Annotated in this window: 17 protein-coding genes; 7 read left to right on the top strand and 10 right to left on the bottom strand. The window is 34.8% G+C overall.

Annotated elements, in window-relative coordinates; all coding sequences use genetic code 11:
* Window positions 1-52 precede the first annotated feature (52 nt).
* From rpsF to PF028_RS03205, 4 genes are all read left to right on the top strand, one after another.
* Window positions 53-496, top strand: coding sequence for a 30S ribosomal protein S6 (rpsF, locus tag PF028_RS03190; protein WP_270860321.1), 444 nt, complete (start codon window positions 53-55; stop codon window positions 494-496).
* 11 nt (window positions 497-507) lie between these two features.
* Complete coding sequence (locus tag PF028_RS03195) at window positions 508-1,152, top strand: single-stranded DNA-binding protein (RefSeq protein WP_270860322.1); 645 nt, start codon at window positions 508-510, stop codon at window positions 1,150-1,152.
* 18 nt (window positions 1,153-1,170) lie between these two features.
* Window positions 1,171-1,431, top strand: a complete 261-nt coding sequence (gene rpsR, locus PF028_RS03200) for a 30S ribosomal protein S18 (protein WP_270860323.1) — start codon at window positions 1,171-1,173, stop codon at window positions 1,429-1,431.
* Window positions 1,432-1,989: 558 nt separating this feature from the next.
* Window positions 1,990-8,328: a hypothetical protein gene (locus PF028_RS03205; RefSeq protein ID WP_270860324.1), complete on the top strand. Its 6,339-nt coding sequence runs from the start codon at window positions 1,990-1,992 to the stop codon at window positions 8,326-8,328.
* A 302-nt stretch (window positions 8,329-8,630) separates the two neighbouring features.
* On the opposite strand, the gene hpf is transcribed toward PF028_RS03205, so the two are convergent.
* The 5 genes from hpf to PF028_RS03230 all read right to left on the bottom strand — a co-directional run bounded on the left by hpf (window position 8,631) and on the right by PF028_RS03230 (window position 12,298).
* Window positions 8,631-9,170: a ribosome hibernation-promoting factor, HPF/YfiA family gene (gene hpf / locus PF028_RS03210; protein ID WP_270860325.1), complete on the bottom strand. Its 540-nt coding sequence runs from the start codon at window positions 9,168-9,170 to the stop codon at window positions 8,631-8,633.
* A 16-nt stretch (window positions 9,171-9,186) separates the two neighbouring features.
* On the bottom strand, window positions 9,187-9,738 hold the full coding sequence (locus tag PF028_RS03215; RefSeq protein ID WP_270860326.1) for a hypothetical protein: 552 nt from the start codon (window positions 9,736-9,738) through the stop codon (window positions 9,187-9,189).
* On the bottom strand, window positions 9,735-10,700 hold the full coding sequence (locus tag PF028_RS03220) for a type II secretion system protein (RefSeq protein ID WP_270860327.1): 966 nt from the start codon (window positions 10,698-10,700) through the stop codon (window positions 9,735-9,737). Before PF028_RS03220 ends, PF028_RS03215 begins: the two co-directional genes overlap by 4 nt.
* A 10-nt stretch (window positions 10,701-10,710) precedes the next feature.
* Window positions 10,711-11,454, bottom strand: a complete 744-nt coding sequence (locus tag PF028_RS03225) for a type II secretion system protein (RefSeq protein WP_270860328.1) — start codon at window positions 11,452-11,454, stop codon at window positions 10,711-10,713.
* Window positions 11,455-11,548: 94 nt separating this feature from the next.
* Window positions 11,549-12,298: a pyrroline-5-carboxylate reductase gene (locus PF028_RS03230; protein WP_270860329.1), complete on the bottom strand. Its 750-nt coding sequence runs from the start codon at window positions 12,296-12,298 to the stop codon at window positions 11,549-11,551.
* Window positions 12,299-12,431: 133 nt separating this feature from the next.
* Here PF028_RS03230 and PF028_RS03235 point away from each other — a divergent pair, with 133 nt between their 5' ends.
* Window positions 12,432-13,079: an outer membrane protein assembly factor BamD gene (locus tag PF028_RS03235; RefSeq protein ID WP_270860330.1), complete on the top strand. Its 648-nt coding sequence runs from the start codon at window positions 12,432-12,434 to the stop codon at window positions 13,077-13,079.
* A gap of 8 nt (window positions 13,080-13,087) precedes the next feature.
* The gene (lon, locus tag PF028_RS03240) at window positions 13,088-15,466 is read left to right on the top strand and encodes an endopeptidase La (RefSeq protein WP_270860331.1); all 2,379 of its coding nucleotides are present in this window, start codon (window positions 13,088-13,090) and stop codon (window positions 15,464-15,466) included.
* A 27-nt stretch (window positions 15,467-15,493) separates the two neighbouring features.
* On the opposite strand, the gene PF028_RS03245 is transcribed toward lon, so the two are convergent.
* On the bottom strand, window positions 15,494-16,069 hold the full coding sequence (locus PF028_RS03245; RefSeq protein ID WP_270860332.1) for a PAS domain-containing protein: 576 nt from the start codon (window positions 16,067-16,069) through the stop codon (window positions 15,494-15,496).
* A gap of 119 nt (window positions 16,070-16,188) precedes the next feature.
* On the opposite strand from PF028_RS03245, the gene PF028_RS03250 reads away from it, so the two are divergent.
* Window positions 16,189-16,632 carry a hypothetical protein gene (locus tag PF028_RS03250; RefSeq protein ID WP_270860333.1) on the top strand — a complete coding sequence of 148 codons (444 nt, stop codon included), beginning with the start codon at window positions 16,189-16,191 and terminating at the stop codon, window positions 16,630-16,632.
* An 83-nt stretch (window positions 16,633-16,715) separates the two neighbouring features.
* On the opposite strand, the gene PF028_RS03255 is transcribed toward PF028_RS03250, so the two are convergent.
* From PF028_RS03255 to rpmB, 4 genes are read right to left on the bottom strand one after another with little or no spacing between them, the layout of a single operon-like run.
* Window positions 16,716-16,943 (bottom strand): YdcH family protein, encoded by a 228-nt coding sequence (locus PF028_RS03255; protein ID WP_270860334.1) that lies wholly within the window; start codon window positions 16,941-16,943, stop codon window positions 16,716-16,718.
* A 56-nt stretch (window positions 16,944-16,999) separates the two neighbouring features.
* Window positions 17,000-18,181 carry a bifunctional glutamate N-acetyltransferase/amino-acid acetyltransferase ArgJ gene (gene argJ / locus PF028_RS03260; protein ID WP_270860335.1) on the bottom strand — a complete coding sequence of 394 codons (1,182 nt, stop codon included), beginning with the start codon at window positions 18,179-18,181 and terminating at the stop codon, window positions 17,000-17,002.
* Entirely contained in the window at window positions 18,174-19,301 is a 1,128-nt protein-coding gene (locus PF028_RS03265; protein ID WP_270860336.1) for a potassium channel family protein, read from the bottom strand. The genes argJ and PF028_RS03265 overlap by 8 nt, the downstream gene beginning before the upstream one ends.
* A gap of 18 nt (window positions 19,302-19,319) precedes the next feature.
* Window positions 19,320-19,511 carry a 50S ribosomal protein L28 gene (gene rpmB / locus PF028_RS03270; RefSeq protein WP_270860337.1) on the bottom strand — a complete coding sequence of 64 codons (192 nt, stop codon included), beginning with the start codon at window positions 19,509-19,511 and terminating at the stop codon, window positions 19,320-19,322.
* Window positions 19,512-19,671 lie beyond the last annotated feature (160 nt).

Raw genomic sequence — 19,671 nt, forward strand, 5'->3', positions numbered from 1 at the left:
ATCCTTGCTTGTAAAATTTTACTTACAAGCTATAAATCCACAAGGAGACTATATGAGACATTACGAGGTTTTATTCATCGTTAAGCCTACGCTTACAGAAGATGAAATCAAAACAAAAGTTGATTTCGTTAAAGAAATCATTACCAAAAACGGCGGCGAGATCGCTTCTGTTATTGAAATGGGTGCTAGAAAACTAGCTTACAAAATCGACAAATACGAAAGAGGCGTTTATTTTGTAATCTATTTCAAAGCTGAGCCAAATTTAATCGCTGAACTTGTTAGAAATCTACGATATAACGAAGATATTATAAGATTTTTAACAGTTAAATACGAAAACAAAAAAGAGATTGGTGCTTGGGAAAAACTAAGCAAAGGCATGAAACTTTCTCCTGCTAGAAAACCAAGAGAGCCACGAGAACCACGCGAAAAAGCTGAAAAAGTAGAAAAAGTTGCAGAAGTAGAAAATACAGAAGCTAAGGAAGAAAATCAAGAATAAAAGGCTAAAAAATGTTTAATAAAGTAGTTTTGGTAGGAAATTTAACAAGAGACATTGAGTTAAGATATTTGCAAAGTGGCACAGCTATCGGCAAGTGCGGTATCGCTGTTACTAGAAAATATAGCGGTGCAAACGGCGAGAGAAAAGAAGAAACATGCTTTATTGACATTGATTTTTTTGGCAGAACCGCAGAAGTAGCAAATCAATATTTGCACAAAGGTTCAAAAGTTCTTATTGAAGGTAGATTAAAATTTGATCAATGGCAAGATCAAAACGGACAAAACAGATCAAAACATAGCATTAGCGTAGAAAATATGGAAATGCTAAATTCTCCTTCACAACAAGGCGGAAATTATCAAAATAATCCAAATTCTAACTATGGCTCAAACGGCTACAATGGCGGCGGAAATTCTTACGGAAATGGCGGTGGTTACAATCAAAATGGCTATGCAAATAGCTACAACCAAAACAGCTATAATTCCTACGGAAATCAAAATTCGCAAAATAGCTACGGCTCATACGGCAATGCAAATTCGCAAAGCCAAAAACCAAATGATAATTATGCTAAGCCAAAAGAAGCAGATTATAGTGAAAATATCCCAGAAGTAGATGTCGATGCCGACAAATACGACGGCGACGAAACTATACCATTTTAAATTTAAAAGGAAAAAACTATGGCAGATAAAAGAAAATATTCAAGAAAATACTGCAAATTTACAGAAGCTAAAATAGAGTTTATCGATTACAAAGACACTGCACTTTTGAAAAATTGTCTAAGTGAAAGATTTAAAATCATGCCACGCCGCTTAACAGGCACTAGCAAAAAATACCAAGAAATGGTAGAAAAAGCTATCAAAAGAGCGCGCCAAGCAGCACTTATCCCTTACATCGTTGATAGAAAAGATGTAGTTACAAACCCTTTTGAAAATATGTAATCAAAATACTCTTTGGTGGGCGAGATGCCCACCAGACAATACTCACAACGCGACAAAAAAATTAAGAATTTATCATTACAAAATTATAAATTTTGTTCATCATCTAAATTTTTCTTATTTTGATTTTTCATTGAAAAATAAAAAATCTCAAAAGCTTTAAAAAAAATTTATAAATTTGCAAAAAAATCAGAAAATTTAGCTTTTTGTGATTTATATATTTTTATTTTATAACTCCCATAATAACAATAAAAATATAAAAAATTAACAAAAGTTTTATATTTTATTAACATAATCATAAGCTCAATTTTTAGAAAATTTATAAAATTTTTGTTAAATTTAGGTATATTTTTGAGTAACTTAAATATTTCGTGTATATAAAAATTAAAAAATTCAGTTTTATATAAGTTCCAAATTTTGGGAATTTGATATATATTTGGTAAATTTTTTAACTTTTACAAAAAATCTTTTTAATTTTCATTTAAATTTATATTTCTTTTAAGCAATTTAATAATAAAATAGAGAAAAATTGTGTAATCATAACTTGACGGAGGTCGTATTATGAAACGGAGAAATTTATTTTGCAGAGTTTTATCTGCTGTTTTGATTTTATTTGGAGGGACATTTTCGTGGGCAGCTGGTGCTTGTGATATATCTCAATACGACTGTATTGACCTTAGTACTTATGATAATTCGCATCCCATAGTAGGGTCGATTAAAAAATCAACTCCAAGACTCTCTACTAATGGTGAGAGAGGGGTAGATGATGCCGAGATTCCAAATAGTGGAATTATTCCTTCTAATATACATGGTGATTATTTAGGATATATATCGTACGGTGGCACCGGAACAAACGGAGTAACATTTAGTAAGGATTTTGCCGCACACGAAGAAAATGGTTATGGTAGGTGGTATGGCGAAAACGGAAAAAAACAATTTATAAATTTTAATGATAATGATCCTAAAAATTTAAGTGATAACACAAAAAGTATTAGAGAGAGACTTGGCGGACACGGTTACTATGTATTTGGCGATTTAGTGACCGCGGGCGGACCTATAATTAATCCTATGTCTGGCGATACCTTTGGCGAATCGCTTGGCGGATCTTGGAACGGTGGCTATATTAACGATGGTGGAGTTGGAACTTTTAATGGTTCAGTAGATCAAATCAGGCTCCCAAAAGGTGTAACAAAAGACGACATAGTTTTTGCAAGAGTTTATTGGTTTGGTCATTTATACAAGTATGACAAATCTGGAATGGGCGATTCTTTGCGAGAAATATGTAGTGCCGAAGAAAAAAGAGCAGCTGGTAGTCTTACTTGTAAAAGATTTAGCCCAACACTCAATATACCAGATATCAAAAACTATCAAAATGTAAAACTAAAAATAGGAGATACTAGTTACGAGATAGAAAGAGAGATTTGTGAAGGTGAGCTTGCATACAACTCAGCCAAAGGAACCACAAGAGGTATGAACCAAAAATATAATATGAAATATGTATGCTCTACTGATATTACCGATAAGGTACGAGAGAAATTTAAAGATTTCGATGAAAGTATCGATATAGGCGTAGGGGACATAAAGGCTACCAAAGAAGCTGCAACTAGTAGTAATATTGTATGGACTAGAGGTGCTGCTAGTGCCGATAAAAATATAGATTCTGGTTATGATGCTAGCTCGGAAACCAATCCTCGTCTTTTACCATTTGGTGGTTGGTATGTAGTTTTAGTTTATGATAAAACTTTGCGCTCACAAGCTGAACTTAAAGGACTTGATTTCCCGGATAATGTGCCAGATAGCGTAAAATACTCCAAAGCAAGAAGTGCTGGCATATCGGGCGATAAAAAAGCTGTTAATAAATACATAGATAGTGCATTTAAACCAAAAAATATTACTTTATTTGATGGCTATATGCCATTAGAACCAACAGCTAGTAGGCCGGATTTAACAGCCGAGGCTCAGCGCGAAATAACAGGTTTTTTTACTCCTAAGAGCAAAAAACCTCAAGGTAAATTAATATTTGCTTCGTTTGGTGCCAACAAAGGTAATGTTAAAGGTGCAGACATAATGAGTACCGATGGTATATTTGTGGCAAAAACTATGGCAGAAGTAAATAATAATAGATTACCAAACAATAAGTATAATCCTGCGGATAGATCTTTCTTTAATGGCTCAAGAAGTTGGTTGGAAATAGATGATGATGGAAAATATGAACTTGAAGGCAAAAGTGGTTACCATCAAGGTTTTGACCTTGATGAGTTTGATATATCGGATAAATTAGGTAATGGACAATCCCAGTTAGCGATGGCAATAAAATCAAGTCCGTATAGAGATTCAAGTAATCAATGGGTATCTAACCGTGCTTTTGTTCCATTTTTTGGTGTTTCAATCGACATCTATATTCCAAAACTCTGCTACGAACAAAAAATGTATGATACACAAGGTTGGCTAGGATTTTATAATCTAGACGGAACCCCTATCACAGGTCATGCACAAGTAGAAGATGTTCAGGTTGTAACCGGCGAAAATTTGTATTATCGAACGGAGATTAGAAACCAAGAAATAGATAAAGACGGAAATGTTGGAGAAGAAGCAAGCAAGGTTTGGGTCAAAGTAAATACCGGCAAAAGCAATAACTATGTAGAAAATTCATCCGGTATAGATAATAACCTTACATCAACAGGCTTAGACGGTATAGACAGTGCCAAATTTGTATATCTACAAGATAATACTCCAGGGGTTTTTGCTACACAGGCTGATAGAGCAAACGGTGAAAATAAAGATGTAGGTGTAGATGAAATTTACAAGGGCAAACAGTTTAACACCTTCCAAGATCGTGATTTAAAATTCTATGTAGGCAAAGACGCAGGAAAAATAGGAAGTAGTGGCGAACCTATCGGCGGTGATTTAGACAAAGGCGAATCTGCATATATCGAATTTAATGCGACAGTAGGTAGGACATTTACCTACACGCCTATTAAATACACTGTCGGATACGCTATGGATCTTGCTGGAAAAGTAATACAAGGACCGACTAGTATAATGGAGCGTTGCGAAACAGAAGAAAAAAATGTAAAAATCACCCTTCTAAACGGTCTTAAAGTAGTAAATCAAAATTTTAAAGATTACGGCGATACTGCCAGCGATAAAAACAAGACCTTATCACAAGATGATAGATTATATACGCAGGTTGCTGAGCTTCCGTTTGATATAAATGTTATTTTTAAACCGGATATAAACGATGTATTTAAAAAATACTGCAAAGAAGAAAATAGCGAAGGCAAATGTAGTAATTATCACACAGATAGCTTTGATATATGCGATAACTATGCCGGTATTTTTGAAAAGGTTGAAATAGATGGTGAAATTAAATGTAGAGCACAAAAATATAAAAAACTACCGGATGGAACATGGGGAATAGACTATGGCAAAGAAGGCGAACTAGATGGCACACTTCAAAATTTTCCATTGCCTGGTAAATTATACCTTTCTGCTATTAGAAACGGTAGTGGTTGTAAATATGTAGATAATAGATTAAAACTTCCGTTTAAGATAAATGGCACACGATATATGACAGATTACGATACAGGCTTTATGGGTTATCAAGAAAGTAAAAAGAAAAAAATTATGCCTATTGAAAAAGTAGAATTTGAAGATGCATTTAGCGGCGTAACATTTATGTTTAGCTACTATCCAAGAGGTCTAAGTTCTCCTGATACAAATACCACTTTGTTTGTAGGAGATTGGAATAGCACGGTAGCTTACGATTACAATAGAACTAACGATACATGGGTAGAAGTAGAATTTGATCCAAAAGATGAAAAAAGTATAGAAAAATATTATATTTGGTTACAAACTCAGATGCTGTATAAAAAATATATCCCGGGATATAGCATGTCGCTTTCAGAAGATGATAAAAGAAAGCTTATCAGAGAATTCTTCAAAAAAGACAAAGACGGAAATTTTGTCAATGCAGACAAGATTGCGAAATTTGACGAAGAATTAGAAACTATAAAAGATGAAATCAATGATGCTAGTGCTTTCTTTGGCGTTGAAATGTCGCCTGATGGCTCATTCCATGTCTGCGATAGCGATAGTTTTGTTGTGCGACCGGCATATTTTAAAGCAGATTTGGGTGCCGCTGATAAATATGCTAAACTTATAGATATGAACAAGGCTAATCCAAAAGATGATTTAACCAAAGGAAATACTACTGAACACGAGCATAATTATCGTGTAGGCGGAGATTATAGCGAAAATATCGATGTTTTAAGTAAAATGTTTTATGCTTCAAGTAATCAAGGAAACCCTGTTCCTAACTACTATGCCGTTATCGGTAGGGATTCTGGATATTCTAGATTCCGTATTAGAGATAGCTATGATTCGCATTCTTTAAGTATAGAAAACAATGCAAGTATTGTTGAAACTGCATATAGGGAAGTTAAAACATATTTAAAACCTTTTATATCAGATCAATGCTATAACAGTATAAATAACCACGCTTTCTATATAGAAAAAGAACCAGAAAATCGAACAGATAAAGTTTATAGCACACTAGGAACTTGTGCAAATACGCCTACTCCTTATAATGGATTTAAATTCGAAAATGGCGGATATGTATTAGATAAAACTGACGATATAACACAAGACAGGAATAAAACTAAACGAGATTTATTTGGAAAATATATGGAAAGTTGTAAGATAAATGGTCAAGTTTTTGGTGAGTATTATAGAAAAATTTGGGATAAAACTGCCGTTACCTTGACTGCTGATTTTGGTCTTAAAGATATAAACATACAAGGCGATGGATTTGCAAACTTAAAGAGATTTTCTCAAAATGAGTTAATAGCACAAGGTCTTTTAGAGCCAAAAGATAAAGAAAAAGTACCTGCAGCTCTTTATACGGCATTATTAGTTGGTAGTGATAATAAGCCTAAAGGTGAAATTTTTAACTACTATAATGTAGGCGATGTATTAGTAAGTATATATGATAACTCTTGGACCGATGCGCATGGCGATCAAACTTTTGATAAGCGAAAAGGACCGGATGGCTACTGGGGTAGCACTTGCGTTATAAACTCAACAAGCAACAAGCATGATGAATTTGGAAAAGTCGGTTGCGATGTCGGTATGAAAGATGATCAATATGTTGTCCTTAGATATTTGCCTGCGAAAATGGAAATTGCGATAGCCGGACTAGATAATTCTAAAAAACAAATTGATACAGATGAGAATGGAACAGCGATACTAGCGGATGAAAATATCAGAAATGCTTTCTCATTTACATATTTCAATCAACCAGATGTTGCAAATTCTTCTCACGGCGCCATAAATCAAGCACTTTTAGCTCCTGCTCAATTGCGAAATTTGGCTTACTTAAATATCAGTGCTGATGCCTATATATCAGGCAAAGTCTATCCAAATGTGATCGCTACACTTTACGATGGCAAGAAAATAGATATAAATGGAACAAGTGTGGCAAGATGTGGTTTTGCAAACGAATTCGATTTAAAAATATCATTTAATTTTGATTGCCAAACAAATCCTGCTGACGCTAGGTGTGCAGCAGCTACAGTAGTTCCTACTACGCTAGCTAATGATAGAGGAGCATATAATTACACGCCTTTTAAAAATAAAAGAGCAGAAAACAACGACACATTAGATCGTTTTAGTATCAACATTCCGGCAACTACGCAGTTCTTTACCGAGGCGCAATGTGATCAAAATAGTATAGGTTCTGATAGTAGATGTTTTAAAATAAATTCAAAAGGTTTAAATGCAGAAGCTACTCTTGGTCCTGGGTTTCAATTGCCTCTACCGGTTAAACATGCCTTAAATCTATACTCGGATATTAGCGAAAATAGTGGTTTGTTAAATATGAAAGATAGCGTAAGTGGTTTTTATAATCCAAAAAGAGATCCTTTTAAATTATTAGCTACTGCATTTAACCAAGGTCGAACCGTTGTTCATACTTCTGCCGGTATCGCTGGTGATTCTGCGAGAATATATGTAAATTTCGACAGAATGCATAAGAGCCCACATAGACCGCTAGTGATAGCTAGTACCGACTTTAATGTTACAGAAGCCACTGATAACAATAAAACTATAACACCTGCTAGTTTCAATACAACTTATAATCTACTAGATACCACAAATAGCGAAACACATACAAATTCTCTAAATCCTGTTACGCTTACAACTAATAAATATATGGCAAAAGTTAGAGATGAGTATGGCATTGGTATTTTAGGAGCTACAAATTCTAGTGCATATTTTGTATATGGTAAAGCAAACGAAATTTCAGACGGAGGGACGCTTTATAGTTCATTCATAAACACAGCTATAACAATGCCTATTAACAGTATGCTTTACTGCGGTCAAGCCAATAACTGCACTGATGTTAATGTTACAACATTATTCAATGGCTTTACTGACGGTAGCCGTCATACCAATGGCTTTGTTATAAATGAAGATGATAATTATACCGCTGCAAATATACTTAGTGAATTTGTTTCTGCGTATAATCCAGAATCTAGTATTATAACTAGTGCTAGAGATGGATTTACACAAGGTGGTGTTGAAAATACAAGCTATAACTCTCAACAAGTCGTAAGTGGTAGAGTTAGAGTTTTAACAAATCCTTGGCTGATTTATACACCGGCAGATTCTAATACCCAAATATTTGTAGATAGTATTAATGCCAATGGAATACCACAATACTACAACTATTTCAAACTTAGATTTGCTATACAAGGTAATTGGGGTGGTCACGGCAAAAGAAAATCCGACGGTGATGTTGTAGGTAATTTTATTGTTACAGACGACGATTTAAATAGGACTTCTCCAAGAAAAAATACAAAGGATATAAATCTTAATAGCGGTAGTCGTATGGACTGGTAAAAGTTTCATATTTAGCCTATCTGAGAAATCAGATAGGCTTTTTTATTTCTAAAATTAACATCAATGTTATCAAAATTATCTTTTATTTAATATCATAAAATTATATATCAATTCCACTATATTTATCGATGGTTAAATTATAAAAATACCAAATTTACAAATTTAGGATTTGACAGTTTAATTGATTTACCTAATTTGCCTTATGGAATAATCTTATTATTGGTTGAAAGTTTAAAATGGTAATAAAAAAACGAGTTAGAAAATTTCTAACTCGTTAAAATCAAAATAAAAAACATTAAATTCTAAAACAAACCAAATTTACCGTCTTTTCGTTTATATAAAACGCGCATTTTAGCGTCCATATCGTTAAAGACCAAAAACTGATCTGTGCTTTCTTTTAACTTCGCCAAAGCTTCATCGATTTCAAGTGGCTTATAGATGTCAAGCTCGGTAGGGACTATCTCATCTACGCTGTTTAAATTCGGCGAATCGCTTTCTAAAATATCATCAAGCGCATTTTGTTTTTTGTCATCTTTGTTTTTGTGCGTAGTCATTTTATCATGGTATCTACGCAAAACTTTTGACGCACGATCTACTATGCTATCAATCGCAGCATATAAATCTTTATCTTTATGCTTGATGACAATCGTATCTTTTTTAGCCAAATTTAGCGAAAAATCAACCACAAAGCCCTTTCTGCCCTGCTTTTCATCAGCTGAAACTACGCATCTACCAGCGATTAAATCGAGATTGTATTTTTTCAAATTCTCGAACGCCTCTTCTATATAGTTTTTGATAGGATCGGTTAGTTCAAACTGCTTTCCGACTATACTTATGTTCATATTTTTCCTTTCATAATTATGGTTTTTGCAAAGTTCTACGATTATATCTAATAGGAATACCACCTAAGTTAGGAGTCGATGTTACAGTAACATCAACTAACGCCATATGAGCACCAGGAGTTCTATTAGCAACTAAATTTGTTGCGCCTATCATATTATTAGCAGTAGTGCAACGCAATTGACGATTTACATAGTATAAATCTACTCTTATATTATATAACGGGGTAGCCGCATTAGGATAAGTCAAATTTATCTGTTCTAAACAATCAGCACCTGCCCTATTCACCATAATCGGATTGCCAGTAGTAGGATCTAAAACTGGCAATCCAGTAGCAGCATCAATCTGAGGGACAGAAACATTAGTGTCTGGATAATGGTGCGTTTGCATAGCCATAATAGCAAATTCTGTCGCACTTTGAGCTAAAAGAAATGCTTGCTCTTTGGCATGTAAATTTACAGTATCCCTAGCCGTCATAGTCGCAGTAGATAGTGTAGTAACAGCTATCGTTGCGACTATAATTATAAAAAATATCGCTGCTACTAAGGCAAATCCTCTCTTTTTCATCAATACACCACCTGTGATTTACATACTATAAGGTCTAGTTCTTCCGGGTTAAAGTTTCTACCGGCATCTCTTAGACACAATTTTAAAGCTATCGCACCATCATCATTTCTAAACCTAAACAAGCTTACATCTCTTACCATTATAGATGTATTTGCTTCGTTGTTGTATGCTTCACCATTCCATGGCTCATAGTTATAATGCAACGCTAAGTCAAAATTCCATTCTGCCACTTGGTTTCCGCTAGGTCCATTGTAAGGTTCATTCAAATTTGTAGGCACAATAGCATAAGCAGAGTGTGCTAAATAGTATTGTTCTGAAATGCCAGGTTCATATATTGACGCTCTAACTGGATAATTGATTTCTACAGTCTCATTATTTATTCCATTTGCTGTTCCTATAAAGGTATTGTTAAAGTCACTCAATTCATAGCCATACGCATTTGCTACATCATCTACTGCGATTCTGCCTTTAAATATTATACCAAAACTAGCATCTGCATTACCTCTAAGGCTTCTAATTACAGTTCCTACGCCATTAAAATGACTACCTTGCGAAGTAAAATTAAAATCTGCAGGTATAGGCGCATCCATATTATAAATATCTGCAAATCCACTCCATCCTACGCTACTAGCTGGATTATTAGCTGCTGTCGGCACTAAATTTTTACTCTCAACGCTCTGACCTATCCATTCTATTATGTCATGATTTTGAGTAGCAGATCTAATATCTACAAATGTATTATCATCCGATTTTCTAGCAATAACCGTCCCTTTTATGCGATCTTCTAATCGTGATGATATAATGGTAATGGCATTCATCGTTCTTGCTTCAAGCTGATTAACTGCCCTAGTGTGAGCGTAAGAGCTGTAAATTTTAGTATATAAATCAGCCCCAAACATAGATATAATACCAAATACAACTATGACGAAAATTAGCTCTAAAAGTGTAAAACCATTTTTATTCATATTATAATCCTCATCTTAGAGTTGTTATAGGCATACCTATATTAAAAGCATAGTATCTCAATACAACACTTCTGTTAGGGTCGGTAGAATTTGTATCAGTCGCGGTAATCTCAACAAGCTTTATATTTGTAGGATTTGCAGCTATACTTGCTGTTCCAAAGCCCAAATTTGTATTGATAGTGCTACCATTTACATAATTCACACTAGGTTCGCTAATATAATTAACAGAAACACTAACCCTTGTATTTAATATAAAATCGCCTCCTGTATTACCACCTACTTCTGTAGGACCGACTGTTTGGACAAAACTTACATCATAGTCATCAATATCATTAAACTTGCCACTGCCAACCGAAGTAGCACTGGCATTATCCTCTCTAGAACCAAACCGTGCTTTCGGTGTAGGCTGGGCTGACGTTGTGGCTCTTTGATTTCCAGATTCATCTACGATAGCAATCTTATTAGTAGGAACAAAAACACCTACATTGGTTGTAGGCACTTCATGAATTCTAATAGGCACATTGCAATCTAAATCAATATTTGCGCAACTAGTTTCTACTGTCGCATACGCACTATCCCAAGGAGCTTTCGCTACTTGAACAACAGCAGTTTTTGCATTTGCAACTAACTCTTGCTGTATAGCAAGTATGTTTAGCTCTGCTGTTTGCGCCACCATACGGGGTATCGCCATAGTCGTAATCGCCAGAATAACTATGGTAAAAATAAGCTCAATCATAGTAAAACCATTTTTCATAGGCTCTCCTTTAACTTGATCTCTTTAACGGCATAAACTCATTTTACGCCATTACTTCGCTAAATTATACTATTATTAAACTTAAATTAAAAATTTATTTTACACTTTTTTCAAAACTTTTTACAACGGCACTAGCAAAAGCCGATCTAATGCCGTGCTTTTCAAGCTCTAAAACACCTTCTATGGTCGTCCCGGCAGGTGAGCAAACACTCTCTTTTAGCAAACTTGGATGCATATTTTCCAAAAGCTTTGCCGAACTTTCAAAAACTCCACTAACCAAATTTGAAGCGATTTCTTTTTTTAATCCACATTTTACGCCGCCATTACCCAAGCTTTCAGCCACCATCGCCAAAAACGCAGGCGCACAGCCACTTAGCACCCCGGCACACGCCATATCTTTTTCGTTTTCCACTCTTACGGCTTTTCCAAATGTGCTTAAAATTTCATAAATTTCATCATCGAATTTGCCGTTACATTCGCTAAAATACGGCGTAACAGAGCTTTTAAATTTAGCGGCGATATTTGGCATACAAACGCAGGTTTTTTCACTATTTATAACGCTTAATTTTTCTAAATTACTCATCGCTAAAACGCTAATGCAAATTCGTGCCTTTCCGCGTAAAATTTTTGCCATATCGCCCAAAGCATAAGGCTTAAAAGCTAAAATTATATTTTTATTGCTTATGTCATACGAACTGCCATAAATTTCAGTTTTAAAACCTAAATTTGCTAAATTTTCTAGCTTTTTCTCACTTCGTCCTACGACGATAACTTCGAATTTATCTTTTAATCCAATCGCCATCGCACTTGCCATTGCGCCGTTTCCGAGTATATAAATTTGCATTTTTTTCCTTTAAATTTTTCTATGATTTTACCATTTTTTGGCTTGTTTTAATCAAATTTGCGTTAAAATTGTCATTTATTTACGAAAATCATATAAAATATTTGGTTTAAAAATCAAAATTAAAGGAATAAAAATGAGTAAATTTTATAAATTTATCGCAGTTTTAGCATTTACGGCGATGATTAGTGGTTGTAGCACAAAAAAAAGCGACGAACTTTTTAATCTTAGCCCACAGGCGTGGTATTCACAAATCATCGCAGACATAAAAGACGCTGACCTAGAAGAAGCCGATAAACACTATATTTCGTTTTCTAGCGAACATATCGCTTCACCACTTTTAGAAGAAATCACACTGATTTTAGCACAAGCAAATGTCGATGAAGAAAAATATATACAAGCAAATTTATATTTGGACGAATATATTCGCCGATACGGCACCGAAGAAAAAATCGAATATGCTAAATTTTTAAAAATCAAAGCAAATTTTGACTCATTTTCAAAACCAAATCGCAACCAAAAACTTATGCAAAATAGCATAAGAGAGCTTCAAAAATTTATTTTTGAATATCCAAGATCGCAGTATCGACCATTAGCTGATACTATGCTAGTTAAACTAAAACTAGCAGAACACAAACTAAATAAAGAGATAAAAGAGCTTTACGAACGCACAGGCAGGGACGATTCGGCTGAAATTTATGCTCAAAAAATTGAAAATTCAGGTCTAGATGATACCGATATGATTGGTGCTAAACTTCCTTGGTATCGCGAAATTTTCGAGTAGGAGCCTAAATGGAAATCAAAACAAGTCAAAGTTTTCCGACTGATTTGCCTATTATAGTCGAAGATGACATTTTTTTATATCCGTTTATGATAGCACCGATTTTTATCAGCGATGATAAAAACGCAGATGCGCTTGATTATGCTATGTCAAACAAAACTATGGTTATGATAGTTAGCTCAAAATCCGAATTTAAGGGACAAAGAAACTTTGATGGAATTTATGATGCCGGTGTTATCGGAAATATCATAAGAAAAGTTTCTCTACCTGACGGGAGAATTAAAATTTTATTTCAAGGGGCGTCAAAAGGTAGAATTCTAACTCCTATCGGCATAAATCCGCTTATAGCAACCGTTGATATAATACACGAAAAAAGACCAAGCGATCAGCAAATCGACGCACTTTTAAGCGTTTTAAAAGAAAAAACCAAAACACTATCAACGCTTACTCATTTTTTTCCAAATGATTTGCTTAAAACTATTGAAGAAAGCAGCGACGCTGTGCGAATTTGCGATTTGATTTGCAGTGCATTACGCCTTAAAAAGCAAGTTGCTTACACTTTTTTTGTAGAAAAAGATTTAGATAAACGAATTTTTAGCCTGATTGACTACATTAACGATGAAATCGAAACTCATCGCTTAGAAAAAGAGATAAAAAGCAAGGTTCATTCTAAAATCGACAAAAACAACAAAGAGTATTTTTTAAAAGAGCAGTTAAGGCAAATTCAAAAAGAGCTAGGTTCAGACGCCGATAGAGAAGTCGAAATCGAAGAATATCGCAATAAACTTGAAGCAAAAAAGAAATTTTTAAACGACGAAGCCTATAAAGAAATAAAAAAACAAATCGATAAATTTGCAAGAGTTCATCCCGATTCTGCTGACGCGGGAGTTTCGCAAAGCTACCTTGACTGGGCGCTTGAAGTGCCGTTTGAAAAGCTTTCAGCTAAAAAACTTTCTATCGAAGATGTTAGCAAACAGCTAAATAAAGATCACTATTCGCTTGAAAAGCCAAAAGAACGCATTGAAGAGTATTTTGCTTTAAAAGAACTGCTTGAAATGCGTGGAATAGATAAAAAAATCAACAATGGTGCGATTTTGTGCTTTTATGGACCACCGGGCGTGGGAAAAACAAGTCTAGCAAATTCGATCGCAGTTGCCTTAAAAAGGGAGCTTATCCGTATCGCTCTTGGGGGACTTGAAGATGTAAATGAACTTCGGGGACACAGACGAACCTACATAGGTGCGATGCCAGGACGCATAGTGCAAGGTCTAATCGAAGCAAAACAGATGAACCCTGTTATGGTGCTTGATGAAATCGATAAGGTTTCAACTTCATATAAAGGCGATCCGACGGCAGTTTTACTTGAAATTTTAGATCCCGAGCAAAACTCAAATTTTAGAGATTATTATTTGAATTTTAATATCGATTTAAGCAAAATCGTTTTTATCGCAACGGCAAATGATATTTCATCGATTCCACCTGCTTTGCGCGATAGAATGGAATTTATCGAGCTTAGTTCTTATACGCCACAAGAGAAATTTCAAATCGCAAAAAACTATTTGATTCCACAAGAGTTGCAAAAACACGGACTAAAACCAAACGAAGCTACGATAAACGCATCAGCCTTGCAACTAATCATACAAGAATATACACGCGAAAGCGGAGTGCGAAATTTGCGACGCCAAATCGCAAATATTTTCCGTAAAATCGCCGTAAAAATTCTAAAAGAAAAGGAATTTATAAAATTTACGGTTACAACTAAAAATTTGAGCGAATTTTTAGATAAAAAAGTTTTTGAGATCGATGAAGTGTCAAAACACGATGAAATCGGTATCGCAAACGGCTTGGCATGGACAAGTGTCGGTGGCGATGTCCTAAAAATCGAAGCAATAAAAATCAAAGGCAAAGGAAGCTTAACGCTAACAGGGCATTTAGGCGATGTTATGAAAGAATCAGCCCAAATCGCATTTAGCGTAACAAAGGTTTTGCTTGATAACAAAAAAATCAAATTTGCAAATTCGCAAGATAAAAAAGAGCAAATTTACAATGAATTTGATATACATTTGCATGTCCCAGAAGGTGCCACGCCAAAAGACGGACCAAGCGCAGGTATCACCATGACAACGGCGATTGCGTCCATTTTAACCGGACGAAAAGTAAAAGCAAATTTAGCCATGACCGGCGAAATCACACTTAGCGGAAAAGTCTTAGCCATAGGCGGTTTAAAAGAAAAACTGATTGCGGCACACAAAGCTAAAATTAAAGAAGTTTTAATCCCAAGGAAAAATTTCGAGCGAGATTTGGACGAAATTCCAAGCGAAGTAAAAGATGAAATGAAAATTTACCCGGTAGAAAAAATCGAAGATGTATTAAAATACGCTCTTGTTTAAGAGCGTATTTTTTAATTAAAATATAATTTAGAATATTTTTTTACCAAAAACTTTTTTAAGTGCTTGGTAAATTTTAGTCCAAACTCCTGCACTTTCGTAAAGTTTTTGCACAAATTCATCGTAAGTAATGTTATTTGCTTCAAGAAACCCTTTTAAATATACCAAACTAGCGTCCATACCTTGTTCTTTTTCGATTTCAAGCAGTTTTGCATAGATTGGCTCCATTGCTTCTATTGCTTTTCTAGGAGCTGGCATACGATATGCAGTATGCTCTATGATTTTGCCTGTTGCACGGTCATAATGTGGCTCAAAATCGGTAATAACCCAGTAATATCTGCCGTCTTTTGCCAAATTTTTCACAACGGCTTTAAAATTATTTCCATCGCTTATGCGATCCCACATCAGCTTAAATGCGATTTTTGGCATATCTGGATGGCGAACTATATTATGTGGCTGATTCATTAACTCTTCATTTGAATAGCCACAAACTTCGCTAAAATAGTCATTTGCATATGTGATAATGCCTTTATCGTCAGTTTTGGAGATAATAATCTTTTTTGGATCAAGTTTAATCTCTTCATTTTTAGGCTGCGGTCTTACCATAAAAAACTCCTTGTAATTTTTATGATGTAAATAAATTTTTCGTCGCAATTTTAGCATATTTTTATAAAAGTATGCTAAAATTCAAGGATACTTTTATCAGTCGTAAGAGGAGGCCCGCTTTGACAAAAGATACGACGATACGAACGGTTGAAAAATTTATGAATTCGCAAGATATGCTTATGCTTCGCATTAAAAAAGGAGTTTTTGATGACGGAGCAAAAAACTTGGATCAAATTTTAGTGCCGTTTGAACAATTTATTGAATTTTTAAAATCACCGGAAAACAATCTTTTAAATCTGCTTGGAACTTTAACCTATAATAGTATTTTAAGCTACGCACAAGACGGCTTATCAAAATGTCAAAGAATTTACGATACTTTTTTTGTAGTAAGTAGCGGACTTTTTGGCAAAAAAATCAAATTTATTGAACCGAGCCAAGTCGATTTAGAAAAAGCAAAGTCTTATTATAAAGATTTGACAACCATAAATGACAAAATGAACGAATACCTAAAAATAGGACTTCAAAGACTTCACAGTCTAGATGTGGATAAATTTCAAGGTTGATTTTATTATTTAAAAAATTTAAAAAAGGCGAAGTGATAAATTTAAATTCACTTCGCCTTTTTTTGTTTTTAGAATTTGTAAATTTATTTGCTATTTTCAGCTCTGTATTTAGCTAAATATGCATGAATTTCATCTTTTACACGCAATTTTTCTTTTTTTAACGAATCATATTCAAAATCGCTAACATGAAGTCTTCCTTCTGCTATGTCAGCAACTTTATGATCAAGCTCGTCGTGTCTTTTAAAAAGTGCGTCAAAGTGCGCATCTTTGCCTTTTAGTTCAGTGATTAAATCTCTGTATTCGTGTAACATTTTTTATCCTTTCATTAAATTTGACTTATTTTATCCAATTTGCACTTAAAAGATAGTTATGAGCGGTAATCTGCGTTGATTTTTACATAATCATAGCTCAAATCGCACCCGTAAGCACTAAATTTGCCCTGCCCTACGCCCAAATCACAGCTTATTTTAAAACTATCTTTTTGCATAACTTTGTGTGCTTGTTCTTCCCTTTCAGCCGTAAGCTCGGTATTAAATTTATCATAAACTAGCACATCGTCGTATTTTATAACCAGTTTTAACTCATCGCACTCTACACCACTGGCTCCGATAGTAGAAGCGATTCGCCCCCAGTTTGGATCTTCGCCAAAAATCGCAGTTTTAACAAGCGGCGAATTTGATAACGCTTTTGCAGCAATTCTTGCTTCATTGTCATCTTTTGCACCACTTACTTCAAAGCAAACGACTTTATTTGCCCCTTCACCGTCTTTGACTAACATCAAAGAAAGCTCTTTTGTAATCATATTTAAAGCTGTTTTAAACGCCGTTTTGTCGTAACTTTTGAGCCCGCTTGAAAGTAGCATAACAGTGTCGTTTGTGCTAGTATCGCCATCGACACTTACGCAGTTAAAGCTTTGCTCAACTGCTTCACGCAAAAGCTCGTCCATATCGCTTTGCGGAATTTTAGCGTCTGTTGTGATATAGCAAAGCATTGTAGCAAGAGCCGGGTTTATCATACCTGCTCCTTTACAAATTCCTGCTATGCAAAATTTCTCTTTGTTTTCAAGCTCCACGCTAAAAGCGAGTTCTTTTTTGAAAGTGTCGGTTGTCATTATTGCAGTGGCGACATTATGCGAATTTCGTGCGTTAAAATCGAATTTATCAAACGCAGCGATGATTTTATCTTTTTTTAGTCTATAACCGATAACGCCCGTTGAACTCATAATCGGATTGTTTAAATTTATCTTTTTTCCCAAATTTGCAAAAAGCTCGTCAATGTCGCTAACTCCGTTTTCGCCTGTCATTGCGTTTGCATTTTTTGAATTTAGTAAAATAAAATTTGATTTGAAATTTTTTGGATATTTTCTAAAATGTTTGATTGGCGCAGCGGCAAATTTATTGCTCGTAAAAATCGCGCTCACGCTAAAAGGCTCGTCAGAGCGAATAAATCCTAAATCGTTTCCTTCTTTTTTAAAGCCTGAATTTACGCCGTCAAAAAAGAAGCCCTGCACATTTTCAAGCCCCCCTTTTAGCGAAATTATATCAAACATATTTCATCTCCTGCGGTTTATACTTGCTGTTTATGAGTTTTTTTGTCGCCATAATGCCCTCAGCCGTACCGATAACTAAAAACTTCACGCCCGTTCCTATCAAGTAATCCCCGTTTGGCATAGGCGTAAATTTATTATTTGGCTCTTTGATTCCCACGACATCGGCATTTGTCATCTCTCTAAGTTTTGTTTCTTTTAGGCGTTTAAAACGAATCCACGAATATTCAGGAATTTCGATCTCTTCAATGTCAATCGGCGAATCTTTTTGATACAAAAATCTCTCCAAAATATTTTCCATATCCGGGCGAACGCTAACAGCTGAAAGGCGTTGTGCGGCTAGTTTTGACGGCGATACGACTGAATTTGCACCAAGTTTTTTAAGTTTTTCTATATCATTTTGCGTATCTGCACTAGTCATTATGAAATATGGCGTCCTGCCAAGCTCTTTTTCATAAAGCCTAACAACCGAGATTATAGCGATATTATCGGCTAAATTTGGACTTAGAGTTATAACGCATTTTGCACTTGAAAGGTGAGCTTTTAAAAGCGTATTTTCCATGTGTGGTTCGCCGATGATAAAATACGGATAGCTGTTTTCTTCGGCGATTTGCGCCAAATTTGGATTATTGTCGATTACCACAAAAGGAATATGATTTGCTCTAAATTCTTTTGCAAGCTCAGCAGAATAAATATTGTCATAGCAGATGATAAAATGATTTTTTAGCCTTGCGATATTATTTATCATATTTCTCTCCCTAATTAAGTTTAAAAGTATTCCCTTTTGGATAACCTCAACAACGACACCCAGACAAAATGTAAAAGTCCCAAAGCCCATTAAAATAAAAACTATGGTAAAAATTCGCCCTGCATTTGAAATCGGAGCGACTTCGGTAAAACCAACGGTTGTAAATGTCATACCTGCTTGATAAAAAGCGTCTGCTAACGAAAACCCTGCGATAAAAATATAACCCAAAGTTCCGATTAACATCATTAAGATTATAAGGATTAAAGGTAGTCTAAAAGCTTTTAATTGGTCGTAAATTTCTGAATTTAAGTCAATGTCCGGCTTAGTAGAGCCGGACCAGTTGAGGAATTTTTTAACTTTGTCTGCAAAAGACATAGTTTCCTCTTTTTTGCACTATTTAGATTGTTTTTTCATCGTTCTTAAAGTCGATGCAGCAACTTTAATTCTTTTTGTTGTTCCGTCTTCCAAAGTTACGCGGATTGTGCGTAAATTTACTTGGAATTTCTTTTTTGTTCTATTGTTTGCGTGGCTTACGCTGTTGCCTACTTGCGCGCCTTTTCCTGTGATAGCACATCTTCTTGCCATGATATTTTCCTTTTGAATTTAAGTTAAACGGGGATTATAGCCAAAAAAAGTTCAAAATTTACTTAAACAAAGCCGTAGTAAATTTGCAAATTTAAAAACAATTGCGATTTTAAATTCGCAAATTTTAAATTTTATTGAATTTTATGCCTTGTAAAGGTAA

It is taken from the genome of Campylobacter sp. CN_NE2, assembly GCF_027797465.1.
Classification (GTDB): domain Bacteria; phylum Campylobacterota; class Campylobacteria; order Campylobacterales; family Campylobacteraceae; genus Campylobacter_B.